At 53.6% G+C, this 24,037-nt stretch carries 16 protein-coding genes; 6 read left to right on the forward strand and 10 right to left on the reverse strand.

Features of this window, described 5'->3' with window-relative positions; all coding sequences use genetic code 11:
• Positions 1 to 56 precede the first annotated feature (56 nt).
• The 3 genes from NST26_RS01075 to NST26_RS01085 form a co-directional block, all read right to left on the reverse strand.
• Positions 57 to 998 carry a carbohydrate ABC transporter permease gene (locus NST26_RS01075; RefSeq protein WP_081751059.1) on the reverse strand — a complete coding sequence of 314 codons (942 nt, stop codon included), beginning with the start codon at positions 996 to 998 and terminating at the stop codon, positions 57 to 59.
• Positions 999 to 1,039: 41 nt separating this feature from the next.
• Positions 1,040 to 1,924: a carbohydrate ABC transporter permease gene (locus tag NST26_RS01080; RefSeq protein ID WP_340956605.1), complete on the reverse strand. Its 885-nt coding sequence runs from the start codon at positions 1,922 to 1,924 to the stop codon at positions 1,040 to 1,042.
• Positions 1,925 to 2,007: 83 nt separating this feature from the next.
• Positions 2,008 to 3,303, reverse strand: a complete 1,296-nt coding sequence (locus NST26_RS01085) for an ABC transporter substrate-binding protein (protein WP_340956603.1) — start codon at positions 3,301 to 3,303, stop codon at positions 2,008 to 2,010.
• A gap of 565 nt (positions 3,304 to 3,868) precedes the next feature.
• On the opposite strand from NST26_RS01085, the gene NST26_RS01090 reads away from it, so the two are divergent.
• Entirely contained in the window at positions 3,869 to 5,887 is a 2,019-nt protein-coding gene (locus tag NST26_RS01090; protein WP_340978269.1) for an S-layer homology domain-containing protein, read from the forward strand.
• Positions 5,888 to 5,910: 23 nt separating this feature from the next.
• Positions 5,911 to 8,454: a hypothetical protein gene (locus NST26_RS01095; protein ID WP_340956599.1), complete on the forward strand. Its 2,544-nt coding sequence runs from the start codon at positions 5,911 to 5,913 to the stop codon at positions 8,452 to 8,454.
• A 92-nt stretch (positions 8,455 to 8,546) separates the two neighbouring features.
• Here the strand turns inward: NST26_RS01095 and NST26_RS01100 are convergent, their stop codons facing one another.
• Positions 8,547 to 9,263, reverse strand: a complete 717-nt coding sequence (locus tag NST26_RS01100) for a GntR family transcriptional regulator (protein WP_036723582.1) — start codon at positions 9,261 to 9,263, stop codon at positions 8,547 to 8,549.
• 273 nt (positions 9,264 to 9,536) lie between these two features.
• On the opposite strand from NST26_RS01100, the gene NST26_RS01105 reads away from it, so the two are divergent.
• Positions 9,537 to 10,865, forward strand: a complete 1,329-nt coding sequence (locus NST26_RS01105) for a 6-phospho-beta-glucosidase (protein ID WP_340956597.1) — start codon at positions 9,537 to 9,539, stop codon at positions 10,863 to 10,865.
• 88 nt (positions 10,866 to 10,953) lie between these two features.
• On the opposite strand, the gene NST26_RS01110 is transcribed toward NST26_RS01105, so the two are convergent.
• The 3 genes from NST26_RS01110 to NST26_RS01120 all read right to left on the reverse strand — a co-directional run bounded on the left by NST26_RS01110 (position 10,954) and on the right by NST26_RS01120 (position 15,013).
• Entirely contained in the window at positions 10,954 to 13,299 is a 2,346-nt protein-coding gene (locus tag NST26_RS01110; protein WP_340956595.1) for a UvrD-helicase domain-containing protein, read from the reverse strand.
• A 93-nt stretch (positions 13,300 to 13,392) separates the two neighbouring features.
• The gene (locus NST26_RS01115) at positions 13,393 to 13,863 is read right to left on the reverse strand and encodes an Imm30 family immunity protein (RefSeq protein ID WP_209876271.1); all 471 of its coding nucleotides are present in this window, start codon (positions 13,861 to 13,863) and stop codon (positions 13,393 to 13,395) included.
• Positions 13,864 to 14,137: 274 nt separating this feature from the next.
• Positions 14,138 to 15,013, reverse strand: coding sequence for a Cof-type HAD-IIB family hydrolase (locus NST26_RS01120; RefSeq protein ID WP_340978272.1), 876 nt, complete (start codon positions 15,011 to 15,013; stop codon positions 14,138 to 14,140).
• Positions 15,014 to 15,409: 396 nt separating this feature from the next.
• Here NST26_RS01120 and NST26_RS01125 point away from each other — a divergent pair, with 396 nt between their 5' ends.
• Positions 15,410 to 16,651, forward strand: a complete 1,242-nt coding sequence (locus tag NST26_RS01125; protein ID WP_339312416.1) for a DUF445 domain-containing protein — start codon at positions 15,410 to 15,412, stop codon at positions 16,649 to 16,651.
• 108 nt (positions 16,652 to 16,759) lie between these two features.
• Here the strand turns inward: NST26_RS01125 and NST26_RS01130 are convergent, their stop codons facing one another.
• The 3 genes from NST26_RS01130 to NST26_RS01140 form a co-directional block, all read right to left on the reverse strand.
• Entirely contained in the window at positions 16,760 to 17,086 is a 327-nt protein-coding gene (locus NST26_RS01130) for a P-II family nitrogen regulator (RefSeq protein ID WP_036723574.1), read from the reverse strand.
• Positions 17,087 to 17,369: 283 nt separating this feature from the next.
• Positions 17,370 to 18,476 (reverse strand): glycosyltransferase family 4 protein, encoded by a 1,107-nt coding sequence (locus NST26_RS01135; protein WP_340978275.1) that lies wholly within the window; start codon positions 18,474 to 18,476, stop codon positions 17,370 to 17,372.
• 104 nt (positions 18,477 to 18,580) lie between these two features.
• Entirely contained in the window at positions 18,581 to 19,405 is an 825-nt protein-coding gene (locus NST26_RS01140; protein ID WP_209876275.1) for a hypothetical protein, read from the reverse strand.
• A gap of 300 nt (positions 19,406 to 19,705) precedes the next feature.
• Between NST26_RS01140 and NST26_RS01145 the strand changes: the two genes are divergently transcribed.
• The gene (locus NST26_RS01145; protein ID WP_340978280.1) at positions 19,706 to 23,182 is read left to right on the forward strand and encodes a PAS domain S-box protein; all 3,477 of its coding nucleotides are present in this window, start codon (positions 19,706 to 19,708) and stop codon (positions 23,180 to 23,182) included.
• Positions 23,179 to 23,805 carry a C39 family peptidase gene (locus NST26_RS01150; RefSeq protein WP_340978281.1) on the forward strand — a complete coding sequence of 209 codons (627 nt, stop codon included), beginning with the start codon at positions 23,179 to 23,181 and terminating at the stop codon, positions 23,803 to 23,805. The genes NST26_RS01145 and NST26_RS01150 overlap by 4 nt, the downstream gene beginning before the upstream one ends.
• The last annotated feature ends 232 nt before the right edge of the window (positions 23,806 to 24,037 follow it).

The following is a 24,037-nucleotide window of genomic DNA, read 5'->3' on the forward strand; positions in this document are numbered from 1 at the left end:
TCTGCCCGAAGGGGCTTTTTGTTGTTGTGGGGGACAGGAAAGAAGTCAGGGGGAGGTTATTTCAGCGCCCCTTCTGTCAGGCCGGCAACGATATAGCGGTGGAAGAAGAGGTATACGACAATCATTGGGAGCGTAATAATCGAGAGTGCTGAGAACAGCAGCTTATAGTCGGTCATATACCGGCTGGAGAAGGCCAGCAGACCAACCGGTATCGTCTTCAGTGCATCATTCTGGATGTACAGCATGGCCAGCAGCAGCTCATTCCATGCATTCAGCGCTGAGAAGATCCCGACGGTGGCCATGTTCGGAATAAGCAGCGGAAGGATAATCCTGCTGTACATTCTCCAGTTGCCGCAGCCGTCTATCCGGGCAGCCTCCAGCAGCTCTTTCGGTATAGAATCCAAGTATGCCTTGAGCAGGAATATGGCCAGCGGAAGGCCGGTTCCAATGTAAGGGAGGATTAAGCCCATATAGGAATCCTTCAAATTCAGCTGCTCAAAAATATAGCTCTGGGCAATGAAAAAGGATTGCAGCGGCATAAACAGTCCGAATACGAACATCAGCATCAGGAAGCTGCTGCCGCGGAAGCGGAGCTTGCTGAAGGCGAAGGCTGCGAGGCTCGCGAAGAGCAGAATGCCCGCAACGGTGGCCGAGGTTACAATTACACTGTTGCCGGCGTAGGTGCTCATATTGCCGACGGTCCAGGCTTTGGACCAGTTCTGGAGATTGATCTGTTCCGGCAGTGCGAATGGAGCGGAGAAGATCTCCCGGTTCTCACGGAAGGAGGAGAGAATAAGCCAGAGAATCGGGTAGAAATAGAAGCAGGAAATGAAGATCATGAACAGATAATACAGAATATGCGAGAACGCTCTGCGGCTGGCCGCTTCCCCGCCGCTGTAAGCGTCTTTCTTGAGATCCAGGGCTGTGGTCGTCAAGCGGTACACCTCACTTTCGTATAATGTACATGTATCGGGGTCCCCGCAAAGTACCTGAGTCATCACCCGAAGCCTCTTTCAGAGGACTGCGAAGCCGTGTCTTTCTAATACTCCAGTACACTGGAGTCTTTCTTATTCAGTCTGCCGGCCACAAGCCCGATCACTGCGATCACAATTGTCATGATGACGGCAAGTGCGGAGCCGTAGCCGATGCTCATATGGGTGAAGACTACTTTGACCAGGTAGGTCGTAACGATTTCGGTTGAATTATACGGTCCGCCGTTGGTCATTACATAGAACAGATCGAAGGACTGGAAGCCGGTAAGTACACACAGCATGATGCCTGTCTCCACCAGATTACGGATCATGGGCACCTTGATTTTGAAGAAGATCTGTCCTTCCCCTGCACCGTCCAGATAGGCCGATTCATAGACTTCTCTAGAGATGCGCTGGATTCCTGAATAAAAGATGGTCATATAGAAGCCTGCGTAGACCCAGCCGGATACGATGCAGATGGCATAAAGCGCGGTATCGGGGTTGCCCAGCCAGACACGGGTCCAGCTCTCCAGGCCGATCTTCTCCAGCAGGATATTGATGAGGCCAAAGTCGGAATTATAGACGAATTTCCATAAGTAGGAGACGACTATCATCGGCAGCATGACGGGCACGAAGAAGGCGAGCCGGAAGAGTCCGCTTCCCTTGCGGCCCATCGTGATCAAGCCTGCGAGCCCGAGTCCGGCAATGACTTCAACAAAGACAGTGGCGACAATATAGATAAGCGTGTGTCCGTAGGAGTTCATGTAGACACGGTCCTGAAAAGCCCGGATGTAGTTGTCGAAGCCGGTGAATTTCATAGTGCCGATCCCGTTCCAATCGTAGAAGCTGAATACGAAGGTCATAAGGACGGGGACAAGTACAACAAAGCCAAAGAGCAGGAGGGCTGGAGATATGAACAGGTAGGGAGATAACTTATTGCTTCGGCCGGACATGGGTCCACCTCCAATTCAAGGTATAAGGGGGGATGCGTAATCTTCGATTTCCGGATGAAGCCGCCTTATGGACGTACTCATCGTTACTTTAGAGGGGCGATAGTTGTCTCCAGCTCAGCCAGAGCCTCTTCAGGTGATTTAGCGCCGCCGATAACTTCAGAGGTGGCCATATTGAGCGCGTTGGCAACTTCGATGGAATAGCCGGTATCGGGCGGCGACACAAGCGCTGGAGCATTTTCCATCAGATCGTTCAATTCCAGCGAGAGCGGAAGCATGGTCTCCTTGTCGATCCCGTCTTTGGTAATCGGAACAGCTCCGGCATCGGACAGCTTCTTGGAGGATTCGGGGGAGCTGTAGAGCTTCATGAATTCAATAGCCTCGTCGATCAGCCTGGAGTTTTTATTGACCACCATTCCGTTCAACACGCCGATTACACTGTCCTGATTGCCCTTGCCGTCCGGTATGGCCGGAGTATTGAAGTAGCCAAGCTCAAGTTCCGGCGTCTCTTCGACTGCGGTTGGAGCCAGCCAGCTTCCGATCGGGTGCATGGCACCGCTGCCGTTCAGGAACAGCATGTCCGCCTCACTGTCGCTTGCGGCAGTTACATTCTCGTTAATATAGCCTTTATCCCAGAGTTCCCGTACGTAACCGTAGGCTTTGACGAAATCAGGCGAATTGAACGGCTGCTTCAGCTGCATAGCCTCACTGTAGGCGTCTTCGCCCACAACCCGGGAAATGATATGGGCGACCCAGTTGCCTGCTGTCCACAGATCGGAGTTGCCGATCACGAGCGGGGTGATGCCTGCCTGCTTGATAGTCTCGCATATCTTAAGGAATTCCTCCCAGGTGGCCGGCGGCTGAAGACCCAGATCATTAAATACCGCTTTATTGTAAAAGATTACGTTCGTCACATCGCCCGCAGTAGGAATCATATACGTCTTGCCGTCGATCACCATACCATTGAAGGTACCCTCCGCGAACATATCCTTCAGTCCTGAGCTTTGGAGCTGCTCTGTAATATCCGCCGCATAACCGTCCGTTACTCTTGTCTGCAGGCGCTGCCCCGCCCATTCAAAGTACAGGTCAGGAGCGTTCTTGCCGCTTAGTAGATTTGGCAATCCGATCGTCTGATAGGTGTCATCGTCCTGATAGCTGAATTCCACCTTAATCCCCTGATGCTGCGCTTCAAACTCCTTGCCGATCGTTTCCCAGACCTTGATTAATCCTTCGCCGGGCGAACCCATAGCAATACGGAGTGTTTCCGGTTTGGCACCGGAGCCTCCGTTATTGGCCGGGCTGTTATTAGAAGCTGCAGAAGAGCAGCCCGTTAAGGCGGTAATCAGCATCGTTGAGATCAGTGCAATCATCCGTTTGTTCATTTGTTAATCGCTCCTTTGATTGGTATTGGCAAATAAGTTGACCTAAATGTAATGTTATATGACTCATCTGAGTGAGGTGTTTCTGATTTTTGTTTGTGATTGGTTGAGTAACAAATATTTGTAGTAACAATATTGCTTTCATTATTCATGATAGCAAGAAGCCTGTCAATTGTTTTTTCATGCAAAAAGACATATAAAAATCATTTTATCCAGAAAGTAAGCAGTAAATATTTTTGACCAATGGATTATTGTAAGCGCAAACAACATTGATTTTACATGGAAATTTACGATGTTATGGGAGTTTGTGGAAAAGAGAGGAAGAATATCTCTCTAATTAATAAATGTATTGACAATTTGTTATGATTAAAAATAGAATGTGGGTAAATGTTACTACAATAACATTGATAACATGACATGGAGGTGACATTAAAAAACCTGCAAATTTGAAAAGATAACCTGAAAAGGATGTCACCCCTGGAGATTATGCAGCACATGCTTCCGAAGCAGTTGTGTACGAAGTTATCAGCTGAAGTACCGCTTAACAAAACCTTGAGGAGGAGTGCATATGAAGTTCAAATGGAAGCAGACGCTTGGAGTATTCGCCGTAGTGTCATCCGTGGCGTTTACGGGCATGCCCGCAGCATCTGCAGAAGTAGCGGAGAAGATTCCTGCATGGGCCGCAGAGGAAATAGCCTCGTGGAAAGAGATGGGGCTGCTCAAAGGCAATCAGGAAGGTCTCGTTCTGCCGAATGAAGGAATCAGAAAAACAGAATTCGTCGCCCTGATTAACCGGATCTTTCATTTCAGTGAGGAGAGCGGCCAGAGCTTTACTGACGTCCCTAAGAAGGCATGGTACGCCTCTGACATCAGCAAAGCGGTTGCTGCCGGTGCTCTTATTGGTAACGGCGAAGGCAGGATCAATCCGCTGGAGGTCCTGACCCGTGAGCAGGCGGCGCTGATTCTCAGCAGAGTATTTAATGTTGCAGCCTCCGGGAATTCCTTCGTCCCGTTTACCGATGATGCTCAACTTGCCGGCTGGTCCAAGGAAGCGGTCTATGCTATGAAGGAAGCTGGTTATGTGGCGGGCACACCGCAAGGCGCGTTCCAGCCCAAGAAGGCACTGACGCGGGCCGAGGCCGTGAAGATGATGAATAACACCATGGGCCTCTTGGTTGCCGACGGCGGAGATCATTCGGGAACCTCCGGCAGCAACCTGATTGTTAACACAGCTGGAGGCACGCTATCGGATCTGAACTTCTCAGGGAATGTATATATTACTCCCGGCGTTGGCGAAGGTAATCTGAGTTTCATCAATGCTAAGATTGGAGGCACCGTTTACATAAACGGCGGCGGTATGAACAGCATCACCTTAACGGACAGTCATGTGGGCAGAATTGTAATCAGCAAGCCCGCATCTCCGGTAAGGGTTATGCTGAAGGGAAAGACGATAGCCGGGAAGATTGATGTAACTTCTGCTGCCCGGATTGTCAATGAATCGGATCAGACGGTAAGTACCGTTAACCTGCTTACGCGGGCTTCCGATGCTGTCTCTGTATCAGGGGATGTTAATGAATTGAATGTAGCTGCACCGGCAAGCTTCACGCTGGAGGGCGGCCAGATTGGAAGCTTCAACGTCTCGTCCAAAGCAGGCGGCTCAGCGATTAAGCTGAATAAAGGCGGGGTTGTCAAGAAAATGACCTTGAACAGCGCAGCAACTATAACCGGTGAAGGAATAATCGCAGAAGCGGTGGTCAATGGAGAAGGCGTGACTTTCTCTGTCAAGCCGGACAAGCTGACGATGAATGCCGCGAAGGTAAGCATAGGCGGACAGGATTTTGATGCTTCAGGTCAACTGATCACTTCAGCGGCCGGCCATTCGGGAGGAACCGGTTCAAGCGGCGGCACGGGAAGCCAGGCCCCTACTCCTACTCCAACTCCGGCTCCAACCTCAAGCCCGGGTACATGGAGTCCAACGCCAACCCCGACACCAGTGCCGACACCGACACCAACAACGAAACCGACACCAACACCAACAACGAAACCAACACCAATACCGACACCAACACCAACACCAACAACGAAACCGACGCCGACACCGACACCAACACCAACACCAACAACGAAACCTACCCCAACCCCAACACCTGAGCCCAAAGGTCCGGAGCTGTATACCTATGCCGAAGCCTTAAGCTCCTTCAGCTCCACAGGAGCGGAAGGATTGGCCAAGCAATACCTGACCTTCCTTCAGGACCCTTCATACACGCCTTCGATAGCGAACAAGGGTGTGACCATGCCGAACCTTGTGAATGCAATAACCTTTGTAAATTATGAATTTAATATCAAACCTTCCATATTTGCTTCGATGCGGGGGATTAACACCTCTGTATTGGATAAAACCCGGACTTATTTGTGGATCGGAACAGACAGCGGAGTCACCAAAATCAATCTCGTCACGAATGAAATGACCAGTTATTCCGCTCAAGGCAAGCAATTGTACGATGACAAGGTGCTTTTGCTTTTACCGGATGAAAGTACGGGTGTACTGGTTATTACACAAACCGGCGTATCGCATATCTACCAATAAGGAAAGGGGAGCTTACCATGTACATGATGAAAAGAAATGGCGTGAAAATCACGGGTGCACTGCTTGCCTTAACGCTGTTCGTACTGCCGGCAGCGCCCGTGCTTGCGGAGAAGCTGCCGGGTGCGGGCTACTCTCCTGTTCAGCTGGAGGCTGTGCAGACCAAGGAAATGACCTATTACAAAGCCGGATCTGCCTCCATCCCGGGCACCCTTGAATGGGTCACCGGTACTGCTGCGCTCAAATTCCTGCCGCTCTCGGTAACCGGTGATGTAACCAGTGTAGTTCTGGACGGGGGGGTCTACTGGATTGGAACGGAGACCGGCCTGCAGCGGGTTGACTTCGGCGCAAGCGACACTAAGGATATCGTTCAGTATATGGCCGGACCGAGGTATTTGTACGGTGGTGATGATCATGTGACAGGGCTTGCCAGCGACGGGAAGGGCGGTATCTGGGTCCGGACGGCAAGCGGTGTGACCCATATCGCCATGCCGGAGAAGACGCTGCATGACAAATCGTTTATCTATGAGGATCTGGTGAAGTCGATTCTGGACCGGCGCGGCATGGTTCATGGCGCAGGCTTTACGTTTACGGAGACGGACAGCAAGCTGGATGCGGTTAATTACAACTCTGCAACCGGAGTGTTCACATCCACACCAACCACCAGTGACAATGACGGTCTATGGACAGCGATGTATGCAATGGGGGAGATTTTCCGCTATAAAGCACTGCAGGAGCAGTACGGAGCCAGCCCGGCTTCCGGGGAGCAGGCAGAAATTGCGGATGCAAGAGCGGCGGCGCTTGGAGCGACCAAGGCCGTTCTGCTGCTCGATTATGTCTCCGGACGCGGAAACGGATTTCCGGCACGCTCCTATATGCTGACCAGCGAAGCGAGTGCGGCTACAGTGGGCAATTCAGTGTACGGCTACCAATCTCAGAACGGCTTCTGGTTCCAGAACTTTGTCGGGCCGGACATGACTAACCCGAATGGAATCATTCCAAGCATGCAGCGTAACGACGGGGTGGAGCCTATCGGCTATTCCATGGTGAGGGTAACCAAAGACGCAGAGAACAAAAAAGGCTCCACGCTGTTCCCGAGCGGAGGTACCGATGTGCTCAATTACAATGGGCTTGGGCTTAGTCAAGCCGCCATTGACGAGCTGAACCTGACGCGTCCTGAAGGCCAGAAGCTGGGGATTGATATCAAGACACGGGTTGGAACTACCGTAACCGGCGCAGTATATCAGGTGCTGCCTGTCATTACGGCCGCCACTAACAACAATGATGCGAAGGAAGATAAGACAACGGGCATCAATAATAAGCCGCTGTTTCAGCTGACAGCTCCCGTCTATGAGCAGATTCCGGAATTCTTTAATGATTTGTTCCCGGATAGCGCAATTGTGGACGGCCATATCGACATGAACCAGATTGTGTATAAGGCAGATACTTCTGCAGATGAAGTGGATGGCCATTATGCCATGTTCTATACGGCTTATAAATATCTGGTCGGTGACAGCACCGATCCTGAACTTCTTGAGCTGAAATCTCTCATTGAAGAAACCACGCACCGCATGACAGAGCTGATTTTGAAGGACGACCATTATTATATTGAGGATGCCACCGGCAAATCAACACAGTGGTCCAGATGGTTCGCCAAATACTTCAACGACAGCCTTGGCGTTATGGAGCAGCAGGTACAGTGGCAGTCCAAGATCGGCGTTGACGAAAAAGGGGATGATGCGCTGTCCTACGGTTACGAAGACGGCCCGCTCAACGCACTGCAAGTCATGGCTGCGCTGAAATCAGCAAGCTATATTGTCGCAGCGAGCTATCCGGCTGATTCGGCCAAGTATGAGCTGGCGTATGAGCAGGCTTTTGCAGGCAGCTACAGCAAGGAAGAGCCGTATATCAACGGTAAGGGCTATATGGCCATGGCACAGGACTATATTGAGCGCAGACTGGTGCGTCAGGCTACCAATGCATATAGCGAGAACGACAACCAGCCGGTAACTATGGATAATGCAGGCGACGGCACGAACACCAATGCGACGCTTCATAATGACTGGACCCAATATATCAATTACTCGGATGAAGAGCTGGGCTGGTTCCCGGTATTCATACTTGTTACGCTTGAGCAGGATGCAGGCAGACATGCGCAGATTGTAGCAGCCTATGATCAATGGTACTCCAATGAGGTGCGGGAGGAGAATCCGTTCTACACCTTCCTCTACCAGCTTGCGCATCCGGACAAAACCGATGTCGATCTGCAGTCGGCGGTCCGCTTCCTGTACCGTTTCCCTGAATTCCAGATTGAATTCCCGGTGCAGTGGGACCGTCAGGATGTGCTGTATATTGAACCGGGTGACCGCGATGATTATAAACAGACGAACTACGCACTGGCTCCGGATGAGCGGCGCATCATTAAGCATAACTCGAATCCGTTTGAAAATGACAGCCAGACTACCGGGGCCAATCCGGGGTATAACTACCATACAGGCAGCATTGAGGCGGGTTCGGTATTCACACTGCCCTACTGGCTGGGGCGCTATTTTGAGATCATCAAGGAGTAACAGGGCTTACTGAACTGAAGGTAACGGAGCCGGAGCGCCCCATCCAGGGGTGCTCCGTATGCTCTCTGGGCTGACGGTCGCCCGGCCTTCCTTCATCCAAACTGTCTCTCGATAGTATAGCTGGGGAAATCACCCCGGAATACGCCGAAGCTGTATTCCAGAGGGGAACCGTCGGCCAAATACGTAAAAGTTCTCACTTGCAGGCAGGGGGAGCCTTCTTTGACACCAAGCAGCCTGCTGGCTGTTTTGTCCGCGAGTACAGGCTTCAGCTGCTCCACAGAGCGGTGGGCCTTCAGGTTATACTCTGACTCAAGGAAGGAGAAGAGCGATCCATCCTTATATTCATTAATGAGCCCCGGGGCGAGATCCCAGGCAATATAAGTAGTCTCATACAAGAGTGGTTCATTATCGGCATAGCGGAGCCGCAATAGCTGGTTTACCGGTGCTTTCAACGGAATATTGAGGAATTCATTGAGCGGGATTTCCGCAGGTGTCACTTTGGCTTCAATAATTGTACTGGTCGGCTCTTTGCCGCTCATCAGCACATCTTCAGTGAAGCTTCGTTTCTGGTTAAGCTGGAGCTCCTTACGTTTGACAAAGGTGCCCTTACCCTGGTGCCGCTCAAGAATATCCTGAACCTCCAGTTCGCTGAGCGCGAGGCGGATGGTGGTCCGGCTGGCGGAGAACATCTCGCATAACGCGGCTTCGGTGGGAAGCTTCTCTCCGACAGCATAGAAGCCGGATTGGATCTGTTTGAGCAGTTGTTCTTTAATATTGAAATATAATGTATTATTTGTTCTCTTTGTCATTACAAGTTTCCTCCGATGCCAATTTGTTATATTATATCACGGAAAAAGAGCAGGAGAAACCATATGGAAATGACGGGATTTTGAATCCATAATGTGTGCACCCTTTACCGGGTATAGAGATTCACAAATCATTTGAGTGATTAGAAAATCCAATGAGGAGAAAAAAGGTTAAAAAAAGACATGTATTTGTAGGAACAATAAATGGGATTGTTATTATAAACATCTAACCGGGGCAATAATAGAGCATTTCAAGAGAGACGGAGGAAATCACAAATGAAGAAGAAACACTTGAAAATCGCAGTCATCGGAGGAGGTTCCTCCTATACGCCGGAGCTTGTTGAAGGGCTGATCCGGTATCATGATGAATTTCCGGTTGCTGAGCTGTATCTGGCAGATATCGAGGCAGGGGCGGACAAGCTGAGAATCATAGGGGAACTGGCGCAGCGTATGATTGATGCAAGCGGCAAGCCTATCAGGCTGCATACGACACTGGACCGGCGCGAAGCGATTCGCGGTGCGGATTTTGTCGCTACGCAGATCCGTGTCGGTATGCTGGATGCACGCTCCAGAGATGAGAAGATCCCGCTGGCCCACCATTTAATCGGCCAGGAGACGACGGGCGCGGGCGGGTTCGCCAAGGCGCTTCGCACCATTCCGGTCATTCTGGACATTTGCCGGGATATCGAGGAGCTGGCTCCGGGTGCGTTCATGATTAACTTCACCAACCCGGCCGGTATCATTACGGAAGCCGTCTCGAAGCATTCCCGGGTCAAGTCTGTGGGGCTATGCAATCTTCCGATAAGCACGAAGATGCAGATCGCTGAGCTGTACGGGGTTCCGCAATCGGAAATGTTCATTGAGATTGTCGGGATCAATCACCTCAACTGGACGACCCGGGTGCTGATTGAAGGGGAGGACGTGACGGAGGACTTTCTCAATAAGCTGTCGGGAGCCAAGGGGCCTTCGATGGCCAACATCCCCGATCTGGAGTGGGATTCGGAGTTCATTCAGTCCGTAGGTGCACTTCCCTGCCCGTATCACCGTTACTACTATATGAAGGAAGAGATGTACCGGGAGATCTCTGAGCATTACCAGGAGAGCGGCAAGACACGTGCCGATGATGTGAAGGAAGTAGAAGCCGAGCTGTTCGAGATCTATAAGCAGCCTGAAGTGAACAGTAAGCCGGCTCAATTGGAGAAACGCGGCGGTGCCTACTATTCGGAAGCGGCGGTTCAATTGATGAAGTCTATCTATAATGATACCGGCGATATTCAGACCGTCAATGTGCGTAATCAGGGGGTTATTCCGGATCTTCCGGGTGATGTCTCCATTGAGATCAACTGTGTCATCAAATCCGATGGGCCGCATGCGCTTGCACCAAGCAAGCCACTTCCCCCGCAGATCCGAGGTCTGCTGCAGGTAGTGAAGGCTTACGAGGAGTTGACCATAGATGCTGCAGTAAGAGGAGATTATGCCTCTGCACTGCAGGCCCTGACGATCCATCCGCTGGTAGGCGACGAGCGGATCGCCAAGGAAGTACTGGCCGACATTCTGGAGCAGAATGCCGAGTACCTGCCCCAATTCCAGGTGCGGGCCAGATAAACCCGGGAATAACGGCATCAGCCCCTTTCTGCAGCGCCGATTAGCTGCTGAAAGGGGCTGATGTTATGCATGGCAGCCGTGCGTCCTGTTATACCGGGACCTCCCGGGTGCTAGGTTCCATCGGGGAGCTGCAGAGCGGACACGGCTTCGAGGTCAGGTGATCCTCTGCGCCGCCCGCCTTCTTGCGGGTCCAGCCCGGACAGGCTTTGCCGGTGCACTGCCAGACCGGAACAGTATGTGTTCTCACTGCGGCTGAACCGTGTGTGCCGCTGCGTGTTACATGCGTTCTGTTCGGGCTGCTGGCTCCGGCGGCTGGAGCCGGTGCCTGTGGGCGGGCCGCCGAGCGGAAGGCCGCGAGCATGAAGCGCGAGACCTCCGCTTTCTTGCCCCGATGCCTTGCCGGCGAGCTGATGAACAGCTCCTCCCTGGCCCGGGTAACGGCCACGTAGGCGAGCCGGCGCTCTTCCTCCAATGCGGCAATGCCCGCTTCGGCTGCGGCTTTTGCAGCAGCCGCGCTGATCACTTTGACCGAGGCCTTCGCTGGCTTGCGGTCCTTCGCACGGCCCTCCTCCAGAGCGGAGCTATGCGGCAGAATGCCTTCGGAGGCTCCGATCAGGAAGACGACGGGGAACTCCAGTCCCTTGGATTTGTGGATGGTCATCAGCGCCACCCGGTTGCCTTGCTCCTTCAGCCCCGGCTGCCGGTTCTGCTCGTTACGCTCCGTTACGTTGTCGATGAATTCGAGGAACAGCGGAATTGTAGCGAAGCGCTCCGCCGAGGACTCCAGCTCATCCAGCATTTCCTTCAGCGTCTCCCGGTGCAGCGTAGCCTGATGGCGCTCGCTGCCTTCGATGAAATAATCATAGAATACCGTGCGGATCTGGCGGATCGCTTGTAGCGGTGTCAGCTCCCGCAGGCCGCGGATCAGGTCCAGCCGCTCGCGCAGCTTGACGCCCTTGAAATCTTCCATGCCCGGCATGGACAGCAGATGAATCAGCGGGCCCTGCTTCGCTTGCACCGCCTCCATACGCCGGATGTGCTCCATTCCCTTGTCCCGGTTCATGTAGAGTGTCGGCAGAATGTTCTCCATGGCGGCGAAGTCACGGCGGTTCACCGACAGGCGCAGGTGATCCAGCACCGGAGAGATTAGCCAATGCTCATAGAGCAGCTGGCCTTCGCCGTAATCAATATAAGGAATATCGCGCAGCAGCAGCAGCTCCAGCACCGCCCGATTACTGCTTGTGGCGCGGTACAACAGGGCGAAATCACGGTATTCCCGGGCCCCGCTCTGCGTTTCACGCTCAATATGCTCCACGATTTGTCCAGCCTCGTCATCTGCTGTCTCCGGACGCAGGTAACGGGGCGGCAGGCCGCTGCTGCGGGCTGCCTGCAACGTCTTGGCGCGGCGCCGCGAATTATGGCGGATAATGCCGTTGCCCAGCCCGATGATCGCCGGACCGGACCGGTAGTTGATATCCAGTGTGATCACCTTGGCCTGCGGATACAGCTTCTCGAACTCCAGGATGAACTCGCTGCGGGCACCGTTGAAGGAGTAGATCGTCTGGTCATCGTCGCCGACCACCATCAGGTTATCCTGCGGAGCAGCAACCATCTTCACCAGCTCATATTGCAGCGCATTCGTATCCTGGAACTCATCAACCATCACATATTGATACTGCTGCTGCAGCTCCCGCAGCAGCGCCGGCTGTTCCCGGAGCATCTGGTAGGCGAGCAGCAGCACATCGTCGAAATCGATTTTGAAATGATCGGTCTTCCACTGCTCATACTGAGCCAGGATAGCCTTCATCTCCTTCTCTGCCTCGGTAGTCTCCGGCAGCTGTACGGGCAAGCCCATATTCATCTTCCAGGCGGAGAGCAGACTGAGCAGATTCTCAGGAGGATAGGCATCCTTCGGCAGTCCCAGCTCGCGCATAATCTGCTTCAGCAGAATATGCTGGCGGCGAGTCTCGCTGAAAATATCCTGCCGCAGTCCCTGCCGCCGCAGGAAATAAAGAAAGAACGAGTGGAACGTACGCGCCTGCAGGCGAGCAGCATCCCCCTCGTTCACCCCCGGCAGCAGGGCAATCCGCTCGCGCATCTCTGCTGCTGCCTTGCTGGAGAAGGTCAGCAGCAGCAGGCGACCGGGGGCGATGCCGCGCACAGACAGCAAATACCCGGCTCTGCAGATCAGCACCGAGGTTTTGCCGGAGCCGGCTCCAGCCAGTGTCAGCAGCGGCCCGAGATGATGGCGTACCGCTGAGATCTGCGGCGGATTGAGCAGAATGCCGCCTGCCTCCAGCCTGCGGAAGTATGCCGCATCGCTGTCCCCCGGCTGTACCGTCTCCCGGCTTGTCCGGGCTGAGGCTACCTTCGCCTGGGGGATATGCTCACCGCTGGCTCCCAGCGGGATATTATGAAATAAGAGCTTGTTCATTATGTTCACCTTCGTTTGTTTCTGAATGCGTAATCAGTCATGCGGTTTTGGCCAGTATACACTATACCATTCCGCACTCTATTCTGCACGAGGCTATCTCCCGGATGCATTCAGCTTGGCCAGAAAAGAATTCACCTTGCGCTCGTACAGCCGGGGCTGGTCCTCCTTGATCTCCTCCAGCAGGAAGGCCAGGCACTGCCGGATTCTTGGCGGCATACGGACGGCGATCTCGGCGTAATCCTTGCGGTAGCGGTCGTCCTGGAGAATTCTTTGATTCAGCACAATCGCCCAGTTGCGGGCATGCTCCAGCATCTCCGGCAGCGACTCCAGCAGCTGGGTCAGATACATCTCCATTTGGATACTCTCTACAAAGTGAACAAGGCTGAACATCACCTCTTCCTGCTCCGTATCATCGTCGAATACTTTGAAGATCTGGTGAATGACGGCATCCTCTGTATCACCGGCCAGACCCTCCAGTGCCTGATCGAACTGCTCGCATTCCAGCTCGGTGCGCAGCAGCCGGTTCTCATATAACCGGGCAATCCCGGGGTATAGGTGGTTCATAGAGTAATTCCTCCCAGCAGAAAATAACGCCATTTATCATAAAGTCCACTTTTTGACAGATAATACTAATATATTGAACAAAGGACTAGCTGATTATAACAGATAGACAAATAGAAGTGAGGTATGGAGGGATATCATGTTTATTCCGGTGCTTATGGAATTAACCAATGCCGAACGGTTGACGCTCATTCTATATTTGGCAGTCAACCTGGGCGCCATCTCATTATTATGCTTTCGGCGCTCGGGAACCGACCGCCGCTAGCGGAAACAGCCTTCATTTGAAGGCTGTTTTGCTGTTCAGAAGATGCCGCAGTCCCGCCGCAACACCGTTCTCCGTATGGCTCAACGTAATGAAGTCGGCGGTCTGCTTCAGCACGGGGGCGGCATTCTCCATGGCAATCTTGTACCCCGCCATCTCGAACATAGGCAGATCATTGTAGCTGTCGCCCATCACCGCCACTTGCTCCGCAGGAATCCCGTAATGGGCTGCGAGCATGCTAACACCGGTGCCCTTATTCGCTTCCTTATGGTTGATCTCGATATTGTTGACATGCGATGCGGTAATAATCAGCCCGGGAATGGCGGCGAACCGCACAGAGGCTTCCTTCAGCAGTTCACGGTTCAGCGAGAAGACCAGAGTCTTATAGATCAGATTCTCTTCCTTGCTCCAGACGTCCTCCATCTTCTCCACGTAGGTTACCGCTGCCTGCTGGAACTGCTGGTCTACCATCGCCTGGAGCAGCCAAGCTAATTCCTCGGGTACCTCAGTATCCTTAAGAGTAGCCAGCTTCTCCAGCTTTACCCGCTTGTCCAGCTCTACATATACGTTATCCTCAGTGTATACCTCGTAATACAATTCAGGAATTTCATTCATCCAGCGCAGTGCGGGGATAATATCCTCTTTATTCAGCGGAGTGCTTGCCGCCACCGTCCGGTCAGCCAGCGTGATCACAGCACCGTTAAGACTCACCACAGGGCACTCCAGATCAGCCAGCCGCAGCTGCCGTTCAGCATCCATGTAGGAACGGCCCGTAGCGATAATCACGATATGCCCCAGGCGCTGTGCTTGAAGAATAGCCTCTTTATTCTCGTTGCTGATTTCACCCTCCGCATTGAGCAGTGTTCCGTCCATATCCAGTGCAATGAGCATGTGATTGTTCTCCTGTTCTATCTGTTTATTTTAGGTTCCCCTTCAAGGGCGCGCAGGCTTTGCCTGAAATATAAGAAATTATATGTTTCACACGATAAATTATCCTTCTATTTCTCGCTGAAACGGTACCGTCCCTTAAAAGGACGGCAAAGCCGTTTCCACTTATATTTTATCATTATTTACTCGGAAATTTAAAATTAAAGTGTTCATCTATAGTATTACAGAACTGCTTCCCTGCTGCATGCAGCGTGACGGATTTTCAGAAAAGAGTGCTCCCGTGGTACAATGTAAGGCAGACCTGTAACCTGACAGCCTGGTTCGTCTTCTGCATGAGCAAGGGATGATGACCGGGATGCAAGCGGCATGGGGTCGCTATGTAAGGGGGAAAAGATACTGATGAAATCCAGAAATTTAGCTACGATCTCTCTGGCTATTATGGCCTGCGGCTTTCTGTTCACCTTGTTTCTGCCGGAGAATCTGGCAGTTATTCTGCTGAGAGGCGGCTTCGAGGCAGGTCTGGTCGGAGGAATCGCCGACTGGTTTGCTGTGACAGCGCTGTTTCGTCACCCGCTGGGCCTTAGAATTCCTCATACCTCGCTGCTGCTGAAGAACCGGGATAAGCTGATCCAGTCCCTGATCTCTGCGATGGAGAATGAACTGCTGAACAAGGAGAGCATTGAGAACAAGCTGCGCACCTTCAATATAGTCTCGCTTGGAGCTGGCGTACTGACCCGGTTCTTCTCCAGAAAAAAAGCGCGGCAGGAAGTGCTGGAGCAGCTGAAGGGCTTCGTGCTGCGGCTTCCGGTAGAGCAGGCTGTTCCATATATTCAATCGGCAGCAGCAAGCTATCTGCGTGAAGCTAAGCTCGGAGTCGCAGCAGATACCATAGCAACCAGCCTGATGAATGAGGGCAAGGATATTGCAGCCCTTGATTTTGCGCTGGAGGGGATCTCCGCCTGGAGCGGACGCCCGGAGACGCGGGCCATGCTGGGCAAGATCGCCAGTGAGAAGCTGGCCGAGGTTAAGCTTGGCGGACTGAAGGGAATGGCCTTCCAGGCCTTCGTCGGGTTCGTGGATGCTGATATGCTAGGGGAAATGCTCCAGGGTATGGTGCAGTCTACGATCCGTGACTTTAAGGAAGAGGACAGCCCTTACCGGGAGGAGGTCATCCGGGAGATCCGGGTGGCTCTGTTCCAGCTGCTGAGCGATGAAGAACGGATTGCCTCACTGAAGAATTGGGCGCTGAATGAGCTTCAAGGGGAAGCCGCTGCCGCATTTGTACTACAGCAGCTGCAAGGGCTGCGCGGCAAGGCGGTTACGCTGCTGGAAGAGGACCGGGGCCGGGGCGGGCGCAGGCTGTTCTCGCTGTATGCCGCGCTGGTCCGGCGGGTTAGCCAGGAGAAGGAATGGATTCAGACATCAGAGGACCGGATTCGCGGTACACTGATCTCCTTCGTGGAAGCTAATCATTACCGGATCGGGCAACTGGTCAAGGAGAACCTCGATCAGATGGACGATGCCGCTCTGGTGAATATGCTGGAGGAGAAGGTCGGCAAGGATCTGCAGTGGATTCGTGTCAACGGGGCCGTCTGCGGCTTTGTGGTCGGGCTGGTGCTTACCGTCATCCAGCTGATCTGAGGTTGATGTATCAGGAACTCAGGAATTCATAAAGGCAGCAAGGCAGTCCCCGGTCTTCCGTGAAGACGGAGAGCGGGGGGATGCTTTGCTGCCTCTTTCATAGACGCTCTATAACTGGTTCTTGCCGTTGCTGATGGTGAAGACCTCCTGTACCGGCAGGACAAAGATTTTGCCGTCGCCGAAGGAGCCATGCTCACCGGATCTGGCCGTACGCATAATAATGCTGATGACGTCATCCTTATCTTCATCCTGAATGACGATCATCAGCAGCTTCTTGGAGATTTGATTGTAATGGTTGGTTCCGACCTGAATGCCCTTTTGCTTGCCGCGCCCGAGCAGATCCATCTTGCTGATGGAGGGGAAGCCGGCCAGCAGCAATTCGGCCATTACTTCATCCGCTTTCTCAGGTCTTACGATAGCTTTGATCATTAACATAACGATGCACCCTTTCTACAGCGAATAATAGGTTGTAGGGGGTTGCCAATATCTCGGTGGCTTACTGTATAGTGCATTTGTTTAATGGTAACGCTTACACGTGTAGTATATTATTAACTCCGGCTGCATCCTGCGAGAAGGATCACAAAATCCGTATTACACATTGTCGTATCCTGACTGGACTTACAGTTCGGCGCTGTCCGCCCGCCAGGAAAGTATTTCAAGGTAAAGTGTTGTGCCCCTCGTTAACCGGAGGAGCCTTCTAGAAGGATGCTTCCTCTGGTTAACGTGAAGGAACCAGCTTCAGATAAATATTCTCCAGCAGCTCTGCGGTATGCTGCCACTCATACATCTGCAGCGCATCACTTCTTCCCTGCAGTCCGATCCTTGCGGCAAGGTCCGGATTGCGGCCGATCTGCAGCATACGGCTGGCAAAAGCAGCGGGGTTCCTGTACTGCTTCACCAGATAGCCGTTACGGCCCGAATCAATAATCTCCCGGATTCCGCCGTTGCTGGAGGCAATTACCGGCAGCCCCGAGGCCATTGCCTCCACATTCACCAGCCCGAAGGCTTCATGCTGCTGGGAGGGGCAGATAAAGCAGTCGGCAGCCTGATACATACTGTGGATATCCTCATGGGGAATATTGCCGAGAAATGACACCTGTACGCTCAGCCGCCGGGCAAGGGCTCTCAGCTGCCGGAGATATGGCGGCTTCCCTTTGCCCGCGATCAGCAGCCGTGCGGGCATATGCCGGTTCAGGCGGTGCATGGCCCGGAGCAGCACAGGCACTCCCTTGCGCGGAATGACCCGGCCTACGAACAGGACCGTGAAGCCGGGGCCAAGACCATGCAGCGTGCGCAGGCGCGCCTTCTCCTGCGCAGATGCAGGAGTGAAGCGCGACAGGTCTGCTCCCAGAGGAACCACGCGAAGCTTGCTGCGGATGCCGGGGAACCTCCGGATAAGCCGCTGCTCCAGGGAGCTGCTGTTGGCCGTGACGGCATCGGCCAGGGCCAGACAACGGGCGATGCCGGGCTCCTGCGGCACGAATGTGAGAGAGTGAAGAAATATCATCACCGGAGTGCCGGGGTACTGCCGCTTCACAGCCGCCGCCAGCCGCGGCCGGTTGTCGATCTGAATAAGATCGAACGGCTCTGAGGCTTCCAGGAATGTAAGAACGGAGCTGCGGTACCGGGAAGGGGTGCCTGAGGGCAGCCGGATGAACTGGACCTGCTCGAGCTCATCCGTGTCAGGAAGCCCGGCGGCTCTGCGGCTCACAATGGTTACCTTGTGTCTCTTGGTCAGCCTCCGCGCGATATTCCAGATGCAAATCTCCACAGAGCCGTCCCCGGGAACCGTGAACTGCTCCGGTGCAATCATGCAGATGTGCATTGTGGCTGCTCCTCCCGCTGCATAGTAGTTAGGGTTCTTAACCTAACATATGCGTTCAGGCGTGCAGAAGACACAGGAGCAAGCAGGGAGCGGCCGTCTGCGGTCTAGCTGCCTGTCTGTCTAAGAGTAGCTGCAATGACTCCGGCAATCGTCTGCTCATACTCCAGGATCTTCAGCTTCCCCGCCGCGATCTGCTTGTACCCGGCGACCATAGAAGATAAGGATTGTCCGGCCAGAGCCGGATTCTGCTTGCGGATAGCCGCTTTGAAGTCACTCCAATCTGCCGTTAGCCGCTTGTTCAGGGCAGAGACTGCGCTTTTCTGTGATTTGATTAAGCTTTGCGGTCTGTCAATGCCCGCCAGGGTCTTGCGGGCAGCGGCCATCCGGCGGGTACGGGTATCCTTGGCGGCCTTGAGCAGCGCTTCCTTGTCGCGGATCTCCTGGCGGGCAATCTGGACCAGCAGCTTCATGGCTTCCGACTGGGCCTTCAGGACGGAGTTCAGCGTCTTGTCCTTCAGTCCCTTGAGCAGGGAGATCCGCTTGTTCAGCGCGCTGTATTGATCGAACAGCGGCTGATAACGCTGCTTGGCACTGCTGACGGCGGCGCTCAGCTTGGCGATGGAGGCCTGGTCCATATTCTTGATGGACTCCCGGACTGCATTCAACGCCTCTGTATTCTGATCATGGAGCGTCCTGATCTGCACCTCCCGGCTGTCATACCCGGCAGACAGGGTGGTCAGCTCTGTGAACTGGCTCTTCATCCGGGCGCGGGCAGTGCTGTCCGCCTTCGCAGCAGTCAGGTCAAAGGAAGCCTGAACCGATGAGGTTATCACCGTCGCCGCTGCCGAAGCCGGACCGGCCGGGAAGCTTAGGGCAAGGGCAATCAAGAGGGACAGCAGCAGACAACTTGGCTTATACAGATTGTTCATTAACATTCCTCCGCTTGTCTCCATGTCCCGGAACACAAAGAAAGCACCCGCAGTAAAGGCCAACAGGCCTCTATTACGGGTGCTTCCGGCGTAATGAGTCACGAAGATAGTTTTGCTTTTTATTATAGATATAATATCTTATTTTTGTCAATATTATCAATTTTAACTTATGCGAATCAAGGGGGAGGACCTTCATTTCATTCCGTGACGGTCTTATCGTATACTGTGAAGGAAGAACGTCAAGTGAAGCACAACAGAGGGTCAGCAGAAGCGCCAGCCCCAAGATGAAGGAGGCCTTAGATGATGGATAACCTGGCTAGGAATAACAGCATTCTCGATCAAGCCTTCCAGTTATCTCCGGTGGGGATGGCTGTATTGTCTCCGGAAGGAGGCAGATGGATGAAGATTAATCCTGCTTTTTGCAGTATGCTGGGCTGCACTGAGCCTGAATTTCTCTCAGGGACTCTATCGGGGGCCGGCCGGGACCTGCAGGAAGAATTCTCTATTCAGCGAATCGGGACAGAGCTTGCACAGCGGCAGGGACAGCCTCTTCAGGTGGAGCAGCGGTTCTCCGGCAGTGGCGGGAAGCCGTTCTGGCTCGCCCTGACCTTCATTCCGGCCCAAGAGGAGCCTTCCGGCCGGACCGTTATTGTATATGCACAGGATGTAACAGACCGCAAAATTGCTGACCAGCTGACCGTAGACAGCCGCGATCTGTACAATTTATTCATAAAAGACGATCAGAGCATGATCTCCTTCTCCCTGCCCGACGGGACGATAACCTTCATATCGCCGTCCTCCTATTCCCAGATCGGATACCATCCGGAGGAGATCGTCGGCAGGAACCGCGCCGAATTCTATCACCTGGAGGATGTTGAAGCAATCAACAGCTCCGGCAGCCTGCTGAAGAACAATATCTCCAGTCGCCGCCTGCGCCATAAGGAGGGCCATTATCTATGGTTCGAGACATCCTTCCATGTGGTCCGCGGCGATAAGGGTGAAATCACACGGATTATGGGGATTGGCCGTAACGTCACCCGGCGCAAGCACAGCGAGGAGGCCCTTGCGTCCGCGCAGCGGGTGGCGCGAATAGGCTCATGGGGCTGGGATCTGGTGAAGGGCAGAATCACGTTCTCCGACGAACTGCGGCGTATTCTGCAATATAGTGTGGAGACAGGCCAAGTGAATCAGGAGGCCTTCCTGGCACTGGTCCATCCGGAAGATGTCCGGATTCTGCAGGAGGCCGTAGAACGGGCTATGGGACTAGGGGAGCCGGGGAATACGGCTTACCGGATGATTTTGCCGGATGGGGAGGTCCTGATGGTGCATGTCCAGTGGGATGTCATCCTGGGACCGGAGGGCCAGCCAGCCCAGCTGTTCGGCATGATGCAGGATATTACGGAGCGTATGCATATGGAGGAGCAGCTGCGGGAGAGTGAACGGAATTTCCGGCTGATGTCGGAGAACTCCCTCGACCTGATCTCGCGCCATGCGATTAAGGACAGTATCTTCCTGTATTGCTCACCGGCCAGCCGTTCGCTGCTCGGTTATGAGCCTGAGGAGATGATCGGCACCAGTGCCTACGATTACCTGCATCCTGATGATCTGGAGATGATTCTGAATCAGATGTCGGAGAGCGTGGATTCGGGATTGATTCCGCCGGCCTCCTACCGCTACCGCCACAAGAACGGTACCTATGTCTGGTTTGAAACGAACAGCCGGTATATTTTTGACGCGCAGGGACAGAAGACAGAGATTATTGCTGTAGGCCGTGACATTACTGAACGCAAGCAATTCGAATCGAAGCTGCAGGAGAGTGAGCAACGCTACAAATCCCTGTTCGAGTATAATCCTGCGGCGGTATATTCCATGAATCTGCAGGGGGATTATCTGACGGCGAATGCCAATCTGGAGAAGCTGAGCGGCTACTCGCTGGAGGAGCTGCTGGGCAATTATTTTGGACCGCTGGTGGCTGAGAAGGATATCCAGAAGACGCTGCATCATTTCACCCTGGCCAGCCAGGGGGAGCCGCAGAGCTATGATCTGACGCTGATCCACAAAGACGGGCATCCAGTGGAGATCAATACGATTAATATTCCAATAGTTGTGGATCATCAGGTGGTTGGGGTATATGGGATCTCCCGCGACATTACGGATCATATCAGGTACACGGAGCAGATTGAGAAGCTGAGCAATGATTATACCCTGATTCTCAATGCCGTGTCCGAAGGAATATTTGGTCTGGACAACGAGGGGCGGGTCACCTTTATTAATCCTGCGGGGGCGCATATGCTGGGCTTCGAATGTGATGAGATTACCGGGCATCCTTACCTGGACCCCATCCAGCAGACCGCGCTTGACGGCAACCATTACCGGCCGGAGGAGTCTCCGCTGATGCGGGCAGTCCGGGCAGGAGAAGCTCATCAGAGCCTGGATGCGGTACTGTGGCGCAAGGACGGCTCCAGCTTCCTGGCCGAGTACCAGGTAACCCCACTGTTCGACAAGGGTGAGCGCAAGGGAGCGGTTGTTGTCTTCCGTGACATTACCGGGGAGAAGGAGATTATCAGAGCCAAGGAGCTGGCGGAGAAGGCGGACCAGGCCAAATCGGAATTTCTCGCCATCATGAGCCATGAGCTGCGTACACCGATGAACGGAATTATGGGCATGACCGATCTGCTAAGTGAGACGGAATTGACGGAAGAACAGCGGGGGTATGCCCAGATTATCAGCGAGAGCAGTGCATCCCTGCTATATATTCTTAATGAAATTCTGGATTTCAGCAAAATCGAAGCTGGTAAAATGACGCTTACCCACGAGCCGGTAAGTCTGGTGGAATTACTCGACAATATCACGGAGCTGTTCATGCCGAAGGCCCGTGAAAAGAATATTGAGCTGTCCTGCCGCATGGCTGCGGATGTGCCGGAGCTGATCATGGGAGATGCGGCCCGGCTGCGCCAGGTGCTGGTGAATCTCGTCAGCAATGCCGTGAAATTCACCGAGACGGGACAGGTCTCCATTCTGCTCAGCAGAGAATATAGCAGGGAGCGCAAGAAGCTGACGCTCAAATTCAGCGTGGCCGATACAGGGATAGGAATCCCTTCTGAGAAGCAGCCGCTGTTGTTCCAGTCCTTCTCGCAGCTGCACCCGTCCATTAACCGCAAGTATGGGGGAACCGGACTGGGGCTGGCCATCTGCAAAAAGCTGGTGGAGCTGATGGGCGGTGCCATCACTGTGGATAGCGTAGTCGGGGAAGGTTCGAATTTCTATTTCATCCTGCCTGTAGATATGGAGCTGGAGCCGGAAGGCGGCTGGGAGGATACGGTGATTGTCTCTGATCCGGCGCCGATCTCTGAACATAGTAGCATCCCGGAAAAAGGCGAATCCGCTGCTGAATTTGGGCCTCTACGTATCTTGGTGGCGGAGGATCATCCGGTGAATCAGAAGCTGCTGGTGACTATGCTGGACAAAAGAGGCTATTCCGCCGATCTGGTCGATCATGGCGAAGCGGCGGTGCAGGCAGTGCTCTGTGAGCAGTATGATCTGGTATTCATGGATGTACAGATGCCGGGGATGAGCGGGCTTACGGCAACAGCCAGAATCCGCGAGCAGGCGCCTGCCCCGCATCAGCCGTATATTGCAGCTGTGACAGCGTATGCCAGAAAAGAGGACCGGGAGCGCTGCTATGCGGCGGGCATGGATGACTTTGTCAGCAAGCCGTTCCTGGCTGCCGATATTGACCGGGTGCTGGAGCGTTGCAGCCATAGGGTATCTCTATGAGCCGGAGGCCTTCTGGTGAGCGATTGAAGGCGAAGGCGTATACACAGTGGGAGACAGGCGTAGCCTCGCCTTCCTCAGCCTGCGGGCCGGCGACCATGGCGGCCCTCCTGGAATATTGGCATTCGCATATGGGCCGGACGTTTATTCCGGGAATCCGTCATTTTGATTCCATGGCCGCGCATATCAATTACATCTACACCCATCATGGCGGGACGCCCTGGGGCATGAGTGCACGCAGCTTTGTCAGAGGCCTCCGGGCGTACATCGGCGAAGCCCTGCCGCCTTTAAGTAACCGCTCCGACCTGATTAAGGTATCCGTGTTCAATGATATCGGTCGCTACCGGGCCGAGATTGATGCCGGGCGTCCGGTCGCGCTCAAATTCGACAAGTGGTTCAGCTTCCGCTGGCGCGGAAGATATGCGTATGACTATCATTGGGTGCTGGGAATCGGTTATGAGGCTGAGGAGGACGGCTCCTGTAAGCTGATTGTCCATGACAACGGGATGCAACATCCTGGCGGCGGTTATACGCCGGGCAGAGAACGGCAGATATCCTATTCCGCGAATAAAAAAATACTTACAATGGTTTCGCTCAATCTGCCGGAATCGCCAGATGTGCCGTGACAGACGGGCAACTCCTATTCTGGAAGGAAGCCACCTTTAGCAAGTAAAGAACTCCTTGGAGTAAAGAGGCAGGCATTCAGTTCGTAGCGAACCATATCAGAGATAAATGTATTCTATGCAACTAAAAACACTGAAACGGGTAGAATCCCTCTTCTAATTGTAGTCTGTACAACTAAATTTGCCCGAATGGGCGAAAATCCAGGTATAGAGGGATTATAATTTCAGGAAATAC

The sequence above is a fragment of the Paenibacillus sp. FSL R7-0128 genome (genome assembly GCF_038002245.1).
In the GTDB taxonomy this organism is placed as follows: Bacteria; Bacillota; Bacilli; order Paenibacillales; family Paenibacillaceae; genus Paenibacillus_AQ; species Paenibacillus_AQ silagei.